Annotated in this window: 12 protein-coding genes; 9 read left to right on the top strand and 3 right to left on the bottom strand. The window is 69.9% G+C overall.

The genetic code is table 11. The features are described from left to right. Positions 1–20 precede the first annotated feature (20 nt). Positions 21–986 carry a LysR family transcriptional regulator gene (locus IE209_RS11920; RefSeq protein ID WP_189687176.1) on the bottom strand — a complete coding sequence of 322 codons (966 nt, stop codon included), beginning with the start codon at positions 984–986 and terminating at the stop codon, positions 21–23. A gap of 102 nt (positions 987–1,088) precedes the next feature. Between IE209_RS11920 and IE209_RS11925 the strand changes: the two genes are divergently transcribed. Together IE209_RS11925 and IE209_RS11930 are read left to right on the top strand one after the other, a co-directional pair. Further along, complete coding sequence (locus IE209_RS11925) at positions 1,089–2,090, top strand: tripartite tricarboxylate transporter substrate binding protein (protein WP_189687177.1); 1,002 nt, start codon at positions 1,089–1,091, stop codon at positions 2,088–2,090. A gap of 5 nt (positions 2,091–2,095) precedes the next feature. Next, positions 2,096–3,163, top strand: coding sequence for a maleylacetate reductase (locus IE209_RS11930; RefSeq protein WP_189687178.1), 1,068 nt, complete (start codon positions 2,096–2,098; stop codon positions 3,161–3,163). 20 nt (positions 3,164–3,183) lie between these two features. On the opposite strand, the gene IE209_RS11935 is transcribed toward IE209_RS11930, so the two are convergent. Further along, positions 3,184–3,969, bottom strand: coding sequence for an enoyl-CoA hydratase/isomerase family protein (locus IE209_RS11935; protein WP_189687179.1), 786 nt, complete (start codon positions 3,967–3,969; stop codon positions 3,184–3,186). Continuing rightward, positions 3,966–4,667 (bottom strand): TetR/AcrR family transcriptional regulator, encoded by a 702-nt coding sequence (locus IE209_RS11940; RefSeq protein ID WP_189687180.1) that lies wholly within the window; start codon positions 4,665–4,667, stop codon positions 3,966–3,968. Before IE209_RS11940 ends, IE209_RS11935 begins: the two co-directional genes overlap by 4 nt. Positions 4,668–4,791: 124 nt before the next feature. Between IE209_RS11940 and IE209_RS11945 the strand changes: the two genes are divergently transcribed. From IE209_RS11945 to IE209_RS11975, 7 genes are all read left to right on the top strand, one after another. After that, entirely contained in the window at positions 4,792–5,634 is an 843-nt protein-coding gene (locus tag IE209_RS11945; RefSeq protein WP_189687181.1) for an ABC transporter ATP-binding protein, read from the top strand. Beyond that, positions 5,631–6,515, top strand: a complete 885-nt coding sequence (locus tag IE209_RS11950) for a branched-chain amino acid ABC transporter permease (RefSeq protein ID WP_189687182.1) — start codon at positions 5,631–5,633, stop codon at positions 6,513–6,515. Before IE209_RS11945 ends, IE209_RS11950 begins: the two co-directional genes overlap by 4 nt. Before the next feature lie 12 nt (positions 6,516–6,527). Further along, entirely contained in the window at positions 6,528–7,565 is a 1,038-nt protein-coding gene (locus IE209_RS11955; RefSeq protein ID WP_189687183.1) for a branched-chain amino acid ABC transporter permease, read from the top strand. 13 nt (positions 7,566–7,578) lie between these two features. Then, entirely contained in the window at positions 7,579–8,769 is a 1,191-nt protein-coding gene (locus tag IE209_RS11960; RefSeq protein ID WP_189687184.1) for an ABC transporter substrate-binding protein, read from the top strand. 4 nt (positions 8,770–8,773) lie between these two features. Continuing rightward, a complete protein-coding gene (locus tag IE209_RS11965; RefSeq protein ID WP_189687185.1) occupies positions 8,774–9,586 on the top strand; it encodes an ABC transporter ATP-binding protein in 813 nt (270 codons plus the stop codon). Next, positions 9,583–11,406 (top strand): AMP-dependent synthetase/ligase, encoded by a 1,824-nt coding sequence (locus IE209_RS11970; RefSeq protein WP_189687186.1) that lies wholly within the window; start codon positions 9,583–9,585, stop codon positions 11,404–11,406. Before IE209_RS11965 ends, IE209_RS11970 begins: the two co-directional genes overlap by 4 nt. A 100-nt stretch (positions 11,407–11,506) precedes the next feature. Beyond that, positions 11,507–12,547, top strand: coding sequence for an AAA family ATPase (locus IE209_RS11975; RefSeq protein WP_189687187.1), 1,041 nt, complete (start codon positions 11,507–11,509; stop codon positions 12,545–12,547). The last annotated feature ends 40 nt before the right edge of the window (positions 12,548–12,587 follow it).

A 12,587-nucleotide genomic window follows, 5' to 3' on the forward strand; every position in this document is an offset into this window, starting at 1 on the left:
AGCCCGCGCCGGGCCCGACATCACGCCGGCACGGGGTCCGCCTGCGGCGCCGGTCCACGCGCCAGCGGCGCCGCCGCGCCGACCCAGCCCGCCGCCGTGCCGATGCTGTCCAGCAGGTGGTCGGTGAAGGCACGCACCTTGGCGTTGGCCCGGCCGCGCGGGCGCAGCAGGTGGATGCCACTGACCTCCGCAGGCGGCGCGTCTTGCAGCTGCAGTTCGACGATGCGCCCGGCCGCCAGGTCTTCGCCGATGGCCCAGTTGGGCATCAGCGCGATGCCCAGCCCGCGCGCCGCGCACAGGCGCCGCGTATCGCAGTCGTTGCTCTCCAGCGCGAACTGGGGCGGCTGGCGCCAGTCGATGCCGGGCAGCTCGCGCCAACCGCGCACGCTGGTGCTGTGTTGCCGGTCGATCAGCCGGTGCGCGCCCAGGTCGGCCATGCGGCGCGGCGTGCCGTGGCGGCGCAGATAGGCCGGCGAGGCGCCCATCACATAGCGCTGGCTGCCGATGCGCCGGCCCACCAGGGCGCTGTCGGGCTGGTCGCCGATGCGGATGACGAGGTCGAAGCGCTCGGCCACGGGGTCGACCACGCGCTCGGTCAGCTCCAGCTCCACGTTCAGCGCCGGATGGCGCTCGAACAGCGCCGGCAGGTGCGGGGCCACATGCCGGCGGCCGAAGGCCGGCACGCAACTCACGCGCAGCAGGCCCTGCACGCTGCCGTCCAGCGCCACCACCTCGCTGCGCGTGTCCATCAGGTCGTGCAGGATCTTCAGCGCGGGCTCGTACAGCAGCGTGCCGGCCTCGGTCAGCGCCAGCGCGCGCGTGGAGCGCTTGAACAGCGGCACCTGCATCTCGCGCTCCAGCGCGTCGATCTGGCGCGCCACCGACGAGGCCGCCAGGCCGCGGCGCCGCGCTGCCGCGGAAAAGCTCCCGTCCTGCACCACGTCCACGAACAGCGACAGGCTCTCGGCAAAACCCAGGGGATTCATCTGTGCACCTCGCGCAAAGGCGTTTGGCCCTGGAGCAGCATTCCGCCCATGGCACGCAAAGAATAGCATCGGCCGCCTCATCCAGACGAGACAAGACGCGCCATGCATCCCCACGAGACCCCACCCGCCGCCGCCCCCACCCTGCGCCGACGCCATGCCTGGCTGGCGACCGGCCTGGCCCTGCTGCTGGCCGGCGCCGGGGCAGCGCGCGCGGAGCCGTACCCGGACCGCATGCTGACCCTGATCGTGCCGTTCGCCGCCGGTGGCACGGTGGACAAGGTGGCCCGCCTGCTGCAGGAACCGCTGCGCGAGCGGCTGGGCCAGCAGGTGCTGGTGGACAACCGCGGCGGGGCCGGCGGCACCATCGGCATGGCCCAGCTCGCCAAGAGCGCACCCGATGGGTACACGGTGGCCATGGTGTTCGACTCCTATGCGACCGAGCAGCACATCCACCGCAAGCTGCCTTACGAGACGCTGCGCGATTTCGCCGGCGTCTCCTACGCCGTGCGCTCGCCGATGGTGCTGGTGGTGCCTGCCGCCTCGCCGTACAAGACCGTGCAGGACTACGTGGCGGCGGCGCGCCAGCGCGACGTCACCTACGCATCGGTGGGCGCCGGCAGTTCCAACCACCTGGCTGCCGAGCTGTTCCACGAGACGGCCGGCAGCCGCGGCCTGCATGTTCCCTACAAGGGCGGCGGCCCGGCCATCGCCGATCTGCTGGGTGGCCACGTGGATTCGATGATCGCCAGCCTGCCGCTGGTGCTGCCGCACGTGCAGGCCGGCAAGCTGCGCGCGCTGGCGGTCACCTCGCCGGCGCGCAGCGCGCCGCTGCCGCAGGTGCCGGCCGTCGCCGAGACGCACCCGGGTTTCGAGATCTACTCCTGGGTCGGCATGGTCGCGCCCGCGAAAACGCCTGCGCCGGCGCTGGACAAGCTCTCGGCCGCCATGACGGCCACGCTGCGCGAGCCCGCGCTGGCACGCCGCATGGCCGACAACGGCTTCGAAGTCGTGGCCGGCGACCGCGCCGCCATGGACAAGCTCGTGCAGCGCGAGAGCCAACGCTGGGGCCAGCTCATCGCCAAGCGCAAGATCAGCGTGGAGTGAGCACCATGCCCGACCGCCCCTTCACCTACGAGAGCCGCGCGCAGCGGGTGCTGTTCGGCGCCGGCACGCTGGCGCAGGCGCCCGACGAGCTGGACCGGCTCGGCGCGCGCAAGGCCCTGGTGCTCAGCACGGCGCCGCAGCGCGGCCAGGCCGAGCAGGTCGCGGCACTGCTCGGACCGCGCGCCGCCGGCATCTTCGACGGTGCCGTGATGCACGTGCCGCTGGCCAGCGCCGAGGCCGCACGCGCTGCGGCGCGAGACGCCGGCGCCGACGCCCTGGTGGCCGTGGGTGGCGGCTCCACGGTGGGCCTGGCCAAGGCCATCGCGCTGGTCGCGCCGCTGCCGGTGCTGGCCATCCCGATCACCTACGCCGGCTCGGAGATGACGCCCATCTACGGGCTCACCGAGAACGGCTTGAAGCGCACGGGCCGCGACGCACGCGTGCTGCCGCGCACCGTGCTGTACGACCCCGACCTCACGCTGGCGCTGCCGGTGGGTCTGTCGGTGGTGAGCGGCATCAACGCCATCGCGCATGCGGCCGAGGGCCTGTACGCGGCCGACGGCAACCCCGTCACCAGCCTCATGGCGGCCGAAGGCATCGCCGCGCTGGGCCGCGCGCTGCCGGCCCTGCACGCCGACCCGCGCGACCGGGCCGCCCGCAGCGACGCGCTGTACGGCGCCTGGCTGTGCGGCCTGGTGCTGGGCAGCGTGGCCATGGCGCTGCACCACAAGCTGTGCCACACGCTGGGCGGCAGCTTCAACCTGCCCCACGCCGAGCTGCACACCGTGGTCCTGCCGCACGTGCTGGCCTACAACGCGGTCGCGGCGCCGCAGGCCATGCAGCGCATCGCCAGCGCCTTGGGCACGGTGGACGCGGCGCAGGGTGTTCAGGCCCTTGCGCGCCGGCTGGGCGCGCCTGTCGCGCTGCGGGACATCGGCATGCGCGCACAGGACCTGGACCAAGCCTGCGCCCTGGCCTTGCGCGACGCGTATCCGAATCCGCGGCCGATCGAGGCCGCGCCGCTGCGGGCCTTGCTGCAGGCCGCGTACGACGGCGCGCCGCCGGCGGCCTGAACCGCTGCACGCGGCTGCGCTCAACGGCCCTGGAACTGCGGCTTGCCGCGCGCGAAGAAGGCGTCCACCCCCGTGCGGAAGTCCTCGGTGGCGGCGCACACCTGGAACGCCGCGGATTCGGCATCGAGCTGCGCGGGCAGCGCGCGGTCGAAGCTCGAACGCATGAGCCGGCGCAGCTGGCCCAGCGCCACCGTGGGCCCGTTGGCGAGCCGCTGGGCCAGCGCCATCGCGGCTTCGGGCAGGCCATCGGCGGGCAGCACCTGGTTGACCAGGCCCATGCGCTCGGCCGCCGCGGCGTCCAGCATGTCGCCCAGCATGGCGATCTCCAGCGCCCGGCGCAGGCCGACCCAGCGCGGCAGCGCCCAGGAGGCACCCACGTCGCAGCTCGCGCCGATGTTCACGTAGGCCAGGTTGAAGCGCGTGCCCTCGGCCGCGAGCACGAAGTCGGCCTGCAGCATCAGCGACAGCCCGGCGCCGGCGGCCACGCCGTGCACCTGCGCCACGATGGGCGCGTCGATGCCGGCCAGCACCACCAGGGCTTCGTGCAGCGGGCCGATCAGGGCCCGGGCACCGCCCTGCGGATCGGCCTGCAGCACCGCGAGGTCGCCGCCGGCCATGAAGCCCTTGCCGCTGCCCGAGAGCAGCACGGCACGCACGCTCGGGTCGGCGGCGATGTCCCGGGCTGCGGCCAGAAAGGCCTGGGCCATGGGCACGTCCAGCGCGTTGAGCGCGGCCGGGCGGTTGAAGCGCAGCGTGGCGACCGCGCCTTCGCGGCCGATCAGCAGGGGGGCGTCGTCTGGGGTCATGGGGTGCTCTTTCGGGGTGCGCGCCGGCGTGGCGCGGAGGATGGTGGGGATGGCACCGGGGCCAGCACGCCGCCCAGCAGCAGCGCGATGCCCTGGTCGGCGATCTGCTCGGGCGTCATCGCGCCGTCGGGCCGGTACCAGCGGCCGATCCAGCTCAGCGCGCCGGCCAGCATGAAGGCGGCCAGCTTGGGGTCGCAGGGCTGCAGCGAGCCTTCCGCCATGCCTTCGGTAACGAGGCGGCGGAACTCGTGGTCGATGCCGGCCTTGAGCCGGCGCAGTTCCTTGCGCAGCGGCGGCGGCAGCGGGTCCTCGCCGATGCGGATCACGCACTGGCCGAAGTCGTCCATCACGATGGCGGCATAGCTGCGCATGCAGGCGCGCAGCTGGTCCAGCGCGCGGCCGCCCTGCTGGCGCACCTCGGCGATGCCCTGCTGCATGGTGGCCAGCGCCGTGCGCACGCACTCGAGCAGGATGTCGTCCTTGCTCTTGACGTAGTAGTACAGCGTGGGCTTGCTCACGTGCAAGCGCTCGGCGATGTCGTCCAGCGAGGTAGCGTGAAAGCCGCGCTCGTTGAACAGCCGTGCGGCCGTCTGCAGCACGGCCTGGCGCTTCTTCTCGCGCTGGTCTCCCCGGGCACCCGCGGCCAGCCAGGGCGAGGCGATGGCCTTGGCGGCGCGGCGGCGGGGCGTGGTGCTCATGGTGCGCAGGGTATTTCCCGATGCAACGCGTGACAGCTTGTATCGAAGATCGCGGCGTTACTGGCGGGTAGAAAGTCTACGAACCAGTAGCCTCCACCGCACGTAGGAACAAACCCGTACGTCCATGCCGTCCGACCTGCCACCCACCAGCGCTGCCCCCGTCCTGCGGGTGGAGGAGCTGACGCTGGCTTTCGGCGGCGTGAAGGCCCTGGCGGGCGTGGGCTTCGCGGCGCAGCCCGGCTCCATCACCGCGGTGATCGGCCCCAACGGCGCGGGCAAGACCTCGCTGTTCAACACCATCTCGGGCTTCTACCGCCCCAGCGCCGGGCGCGTGCGCTTCGAGGGCGCAGACATCACGCGCGTGCCGGCGCCGCGCCGCGCGGCCATGGGCCTGGCGCGCAGCTTCCAGAACATCGCGCTGTTCCGCGGCATGACGGTGCTGGACAACATCAAGCTCGGCCGCCATGCGCACCTGAAGACCAACGTGTTCGACGCGCTGTTCTATCTGGGCCGCGCGCGCCGCGAGGAGGCCGAACTGCGCCGCGACGTGGAGGAGCGCATCATCGATTTCCTGGAGATCGACCACATCCGCCACGCCAGCGTGGCCGCCCTGCCCTACGGCCTGCAAAAGCGCGTGGAGATGGCACGGGCCTTGGCCATGCAGCCCAAGGTGCTGATGCTGGACGAACCCGTGGCCGGCATGAACCGCGAGGAGACCGAGGACATGGCGCGCTTCATCCTCGACGTGCGGCGCGAGTGGGGCATCACCGTGCTGATGGTGGAGCACGACATGGGCATGGTGATGGACCTGTCGGACCACGTGGTGGTGCTCAACTTCGGCCAGGTCATCGCGCAGGGCACGCCGCAGCAGGTGCAGGCCGATCCCGAGGTGGTGCGCGCCTACCTGGGCGCGGGCGACGTGGGCGAGCTGCGGCGCAAGCTGCGCAGGGAGGCCGTCACGCCATGAGCTTGGACTGGGCCTACCTCTTCGAGATCGCGCTGACCGGGCTGGCCAGCGGCGGGCTCTATGCCTTCGCGGCGCTGGCCTTCGTGCTCGTCTACAAGGCCACGCGCGTGGTCAACATCGCCATCGGCGAGATGCTGATGGCGGGCGCCTACCTGTTCTTCGCGTTCGCAGCCAGCATGGCGCTGCCCGTGTGGCTTGCCATCCTGGGCGCGGTGCTGGGCACCGGGCTGCTGGGCGCGGTGGTCGAGCGCACCATGATCCGCCCGCTGCTGGGCGAGCCGCCGATCTCGGCCTTCATGGTCACGGTGGGCCTGGCCTCGATCCTGGTGGGGTTGGTGGAGATCATCTGGACCGCAGACCAGCGCCGGCTGCCCGAGTTCTTCCCCAGCCAGCCCGTGGTGATCGGCGACGCCTTCCTCGCGCCCAAAGTGGCCTACGGCGCGCTGGCCGCGCTGGTGCTGATCGCGCTGGTGCTGCTGCTGTTCCGCTTCTGGCGCGGCGGCGTGGCGCTGCGCGCCACGGCCTCCGACCAGGGCGCGGCGTACATGATGGGCATCCGCGTGCCGCGCGTGTTCTCGCTGGCCTGGGTGGCCTCGGCCATGATCGCGGCGGTGGCCGGCATCGTCGTCGGCGCCATCGGCGGCATCTCCTCGTCGATGGGCGTGTTCGGCCTGTCGGTGCTGGTGGTGGTGATCGTGGGCGGGCTCGACAGCGTGCTGGGCGCCCTGGTCGGCGGCCTGTTCATCGGCCTCGTCGAAGCGCTGGCCGGCGCCTACCTGGGCGGCGAATACAAGCTGCTGGCCACCTTCATCGTGCTCGTGTGCGTGCTGCTGATCCGGCCCTACGGCCTGTTCGGCACGCACGAGATCGAACGCCTCTGACCACCACCTGCCATGCGCATCGGCACCCTCAAGGAAAGCTACACCGCCGACGCGGCGCTGTTCGACTCGCGCACGCAGAAGGCCTGGCTGGCCGGGGGTGCGGCCGTGCTCGTGCTGTTCCCCTTCGTCGCGAGCGACTACTGGCTCTACCTGGCCTGCCTGGTGGCCATCAACGTCGCCAGCGCCACGGGCCTGAACATCCTCACGGGCTACACCGGCCTCGTGAGCCTGGGCCAGGCCGCCTTCATGGGCCTGGGCGCCTACACGGTGGCGATCGGCCAGCTGCGCTATGGCCTGCCGTTCTGGGCGGCCATTCCCGCGGGCGGCGTGGTGGCCATGCTGGGCGGTGTGCTCGTGGGTCTGCCCTCGCTGCGCGTGAAGGGGCTGTACCTGGCGATCGCGACCATCGCGGCCTCGTTCATCGCGCACTTCCTGTTCGCCAACCTGAAGATCACGGGCGGCACCACGGGCCTGTCGCTGCGGCCCGCGGAGGTGTTCGGGCTGCCGCTGGACACCTCGTTCCGCATCTACTGGCTGATCGTGCCCGCCATGCTGCTCATGGTGCTGGGCGCGGCCAACCTGTTCCGCACGCGCGTGGGCCGCGCCTTCATCGCCATCCGCGACCGCGACATCTCGGCCGAGGTGCTGGGCATCCCGCTGCTGCGCACCAAGCTGCTGTCGTTCGCGCTGTCCTCGTTCTACGCCGGCGTGGCGGGCGGGCTGTGGGCCTACTTCTTCCGCGTGGTCACGCCCGAGAGCTTTCCGCTGTTGATGTCGATCTTCTTCCTCGCCGCCATCATCGTCGGCGGCATGGGCACCATCCTCGGGGGCATCCTCGGCGCCGTGTTCATGACGCTGGTGCCCGAGGTGCTCAAGCTCGTCTTCGACCTGCTGCCGGGCGGTACCGAGACGACGGTCTTCCTCTCGCCGGTGCGCACGGTCGTGTTCGGCCTGCTGATCGTGGGCTTCCTGGTGTTCGAGCCGCACGGGCTCGCCGAAGTGTGGCGGCGGATCCGCCGCTTTTTCCATCTCTGGCCTTTCAGGAACTGACAAGGAGACTGCCATGCGTGCTGCCACCCAGAAACCCACCTCCGACCGTCGCCGCGCCCTGGTGCTCGGCGGCAGTGCTGCGCTGGCAGCCGCTGCGCTGCCGCGCGCGGTGCGCGCCCAGGGCGAGGACGTCGTGATCGGCGGCTCCATCCCGATGACAGGCGTGTTCGCCTTCGCCGGCATCGGCATCAACGCCGGCATCGCCGACTACGTGAAGATCGCCAACGACGCGGGCGGCATCAAGGGCCGCAAGCTGCGCTACGTGCCCGAGGACACGGGCTACAAGGTCGACGTCTCGGTGGCCGCCTACAAGAAGATCACGAGCCAGAACAAGGTCAACCTGTACTACGGCGACTCCACGGGCTTCGCCAAGACCATCAACGCCGAGCTGGACCGCAGCGGCCAGATCCTGATGGCCGGCGCCTCCTTCGCCAGCGAACTCAACAACCCGCAGAAGTACCCGCACCAGTTCCTCGTGGGGCCGGACTACACCGAGATGTTCGGCATCCTGCTGCAGCACATCGCCAAGGAAAAGCCCGGTGCCAAGGTGGCCTTCGTCTACAGCGATTCGGAGTTCGGCCGCGATCCGATCGAGGCCAGCGAGGCGGCGGCCAAGAAGCTGGGCCTGACCGTGCCGATCAAGATCATGACGCCGCCCGGCAGCGTGGACGTGTCGACCGAGGTCATCAAGCTGCGCCGCGCCGCGCCGGACTACACCATCTTCCACGGCTACATCCTCGCGCCCATCCCCGAGTTCATCCAGCAGGGCAAGCAGCAGGGCATGACCAGCAAGTGGATGGGCACCTTCTGGACCATGGACAGCTCCACCGTCATGAAGATGGGAGAGGCCGGCGACGGCTTCATGGGCGTGATGCCCTTCCGCTACTACTACGACACCGAGAAGGCGCCCATGCTGGAGAAGATCCGTGCCATGCGGCCCGAGTACCAGAGCACGGCCTACATCCAGGGTTTTCTGACGGCCATGCTGTTCGCCGAGGCGGCCAAGCGCACGCTGGACGCCGGCAAGCCGCTGGACGGCAAGAGCCTCAAGGCGGCGCTGAACACCATCAAGGACTTCGACACGGGCGGGCTGATCGGCGTGCCGATCACGATCAGCGGCAACTCGATTCCCGTGGGCCGCGTCTACCGCGCAGACATGAAGGCGCAGAAGATGGTCTCCGCCAGCGACTGGATCAAGCTCTGATCCCATGACCGCCAGCGGCGCGATCCTCGAAGTCAACAACATCGAGGTGGTCTACAACAAGGCCGTGCAGGTGCTGCGCGGCCTGTCGCTGGCCGTGCCGCGCGGGCAGATCGTGGCGCTGCTGGGCGGCAACGGGGCCGGCAAGTCGACCACGCTCAAGGCCATCTGCGGCCTGCTGCCACTGGAGGACGGCGAACTGCAGGCCGGCCGCATCGCCTTCGACGGCACGGCCACCGCGGGCCTGGAGCCGCACGTGCTGGTGCGCCGCGGCCTGGCCCATGTGATGGAGGGCCGCCGCGTGTTCGAGGACCTCACGGTGCACGAGAACCTCGTGGCCGCCACCTACGCGCTGACCGGCCGCAAGAGCGTGCCGCGCGACTTCGACGCGGTGTACGCCTACTTCCCACGCCTGCACGAGCGCCGCAAGGGCCTGGCCGGGTACCTGTCGGGCGGTGAGCAGCAGATGCTGGCCATCGGCCGTGCGCTGGTGGCCGAGCCGCAGCTGATGCTGCTGGACGAGCCCTCGCTGGGCCTGTCGCCCAAACTCGTGGAAGAGATCTTCACCATCATTGCGCGCATCAACGCCGAGCGCGGCACCTCCATGCTGCTGGTGGAGCAGAACGCGAGCATCGCGCTGGCCGTGGCCGACGCGGGCTACATCATGGAGAACGGCAAGATCGTGATCGACGGCAGCGCCGAGCGGCTGGCGGCCGACCCCGACGTGCGCGAGTTCTACCTGGGCGTGGGCGGCAGCGGCGAGAGCCGCAGCTTCAAAGACCTGAAGCACTACAAGCGCAGGAAGAGATGGTTGTCATGACCGGGCCTGATCTTCCCAGCAAGACGCTGCCCCAGATGCTGCGCGAACAGGCGCAACGCCAGGGCGCGCGCGTGGCCATCCGGCAGAAGGACTTCGGCATCTGGCAGCCCATCACCTGGGCCGACTACCTGCGCCGCGCCGGCCATGTGGGCCTGGGCCTGGCGGCGCTGGGCCTGCCCGCGGGCGGCCACCTGGGCGTGGTCTCCGAGAACCGCGTGGAATGGGTGCTGGCGCAGATGGGCGCGGGCCTGGTCGGCGCGGTGACGGTAGGCGTGTACCCCACCAGCCCCAGCAACGAGGTGGCCTACGTGGTGGGCCATGCCGACGTGGAGGTGGTGGTCTGCGAAGACCAGGAACAGCTCGACAAGATCCTCGATGCGCAGGCGCAGCTGCCACGCCTGCAGCGCATCGTGGTGGTGGAGACCAAGGGCCTGGCCAGCTACCCGGCCGACGTGCGCGAACGCATCGTCTCCTTCGCCGAGCTGGAACGCATCGGCGCCGAAGTGCAGGCGCGCGAGGGCCTGGCCCGCATCGACGCGGCGCTGGCGGCGCAGACGCTGGACGACATCGGGCTCATGATCTACACCTCGGGCTCCACGGGCGCGCCCAAGGGCGCCATGCTGTCGTGGCGCAACATCCGCGGCGTGGTGCCCGGCATCGTGGACCGGCTGGGCCTGGACGGCTCCACCACGCATTTGTCGTACCTGCCGCTGTGCCACGTGGCCGAGCAGATGCTGAGCTGCTTCGTGCCGCTGTACCTGGGCTCGCAGGTGCACTTCGGCGAATCCATCCGCACCGTGCAGGAAGACCTGCGCGAGGTGGCGCCCAGCATGTTCCTGGGCGTGCCCCGCATCTGGGAGAAGCTGCACGCGGCCATCACGATCAAGATGCAGGACGCCGGCCCGCTGCAGCGCGCGCTCTATGCGCGCGCCATGGCCGCCGGCGCGCCGCTGGCCGAAAAGCCGCGCAGCCGGTGGACGCTCGGCGACCGGCTGCGCTTTGCGCTGGCCTACTGGACGGTGCTGCGCGCGCTGCAGAACTTCATCGGCCTGCGCGCCGCCAAGGTGGCGCTGACGGGCGCGGCGCCCATCCCGCCCGACGTGGTGCGCTTCTTCCGCACGCTGGGCGTGCCGCTGGTGGAGGTCTACGGCCTGACCGAATCCAGCGGCATGGTGACGGGCCAGTCCGTGGACCAGCTGCGCACCGGCACCGTGGGCCCGCCCACGCGGGGCGTGCAGGCACGCATCGGCGAACAAGGCGAGTTGCAGATCCGCGGCGACATGGTGTTCGCGGGCTACTACAAGAGCCCCGAGGCCACGGCCGCCGCCGTGCAGGACGGCTGGCTGCACACGGGCGACGTGGTGCAACAGGATGCCGACGGCCACATCCGCATCGTCGACCGGCTCAAGGACATCATGATCACGGCCGGCGGCAAGAACCTCACGCCGTCGGAGATCGAGAACCAGATGAAGGGCAGCCCCTACATCAAGGAATGCATCGTGGTGGCCGACGGCCGCAAGTTCGTGGCGGCGCTGGTGCAGATCGACGAGGAGACCGTGGGCAAGTGGGCCGAGGCGCAGCGGCTGGCGTTCACGCACTTTCGGTCGCTGGTGGAGCTGCCGCAGGTCCGGGATCTGGTGCAGGGCGAGATCGACCGCGGCAATGCCCGGCTGGCGCAGGTGGCGCAGATCCGGCGCTTCCACCTGCTGACCAAGGCGCTGGACCACGACGATGGGGAAGTGACGGCGACGATGAAGGTGCGGCGGGCGAGTGTTTACAAGGCGTATGCGGGGGAGATCGAGGGGATGTTTGGGGGGTGAGCTTGCGCTCCCCGATAACGTATTCCCTGCCGGTGGCGGACTCGTATTCAACGGGCACAATGCCTCCTACCTCCCCGCACACACACACCGTACCTCCCCCGTGGCCAGTTCAGACCAACTCAAGGCGCTCATCAAGTCGCACATCAGTCGCGATGAGGGACAGTTCTTGTCGGTCGCCATGCAGGTGGCCGCGCACGAGGCGAAGCTCGGGCACGGCAAGCTGGCCCAGGAACTGCGCGACATGATCGATGCGGCCAAGGTCCGTGTCGGCCAGGACGCATCGGGAAAGCTGGTCGCGATTGGCAGCGCCGCCAAGCCACGGGGCGAACTGGCCAGCCTGTTGGCGGTGTCGCAGCCCGCCAACCGCCTGGGGGACATGGTGCTGGACGAAGTGGCTGCGACCCAGCTCCATCGCGTGATCAAGGAACAGCGCCAGCTTGCCCGAATCAAAGAGCACGGGCTGGCGCCTCGGCGCAAGCTGCTACTGGTTGGGCCGCCGGGGACCGGCAAGACCCTGACCGCCGCTGCCTTGGCGGGAGAACTGGGCATTCCCCTCTTCCTGGTCCGCCTGGATTCGCTCATCACCAAATTCATGGGCGAGACGGCTTCCAAGCTCCGGCAGGTCTTTGACGCCATCACGGATATTCGTGGCGTTTACTTCTTCGATGAGTTTGACGCCATTGGTTCGCAGCGCGGGATGGCGAATGACGTGGGCGAGATTCGCCGGGTCTTGAACAGCTTCCTGCAAATGATCGAGCAGGACACGTCGAACAGTTTGATCATCGCCGCCACCAACCACGCGGAAATCCTGGATTACGCGCTCTTTCGCCGATTTGACGATGTGGTGGAGTACCACTTGCCATCGCCAGTCCAGGCGCTCGAACTCATGCGGTCCCGTCTGGGCCGCTTTGCGCCAAAGCCTTTCCGAAAGGAAGCGCTGCAGGGGCGGGCCGAAGGCCTGAGCCACGCTGAAATATGTCGCGCAGTCGATGCGTCCATCAAAGACGCGATCCTGCATGACCAGACGAAAGTGCAACCAGCAGAGCTGGCGCAGGCGTTAGGGGAACGCCGCCTGATCAGTGCAAGGCTGACACAAAACTCGAAGCACTTGTCCGCCCATGCCGGATCAACCACTCGATAGACGCCCACACCTCGTTCTCGCGAACACATCAACCGCGCAG

The organism is Pseudorhodoferax aquiterrae, assembly GCF_014652235.1.
Taxonomy (GTDB): domain Bacteria; phylum Pseudomonadota; class Gammaproteobacteria; order Burkholderiales; family Burkholderiaceae_C; genus Pseudorhodoferax; species Pseudorhodoferax aquiterrae.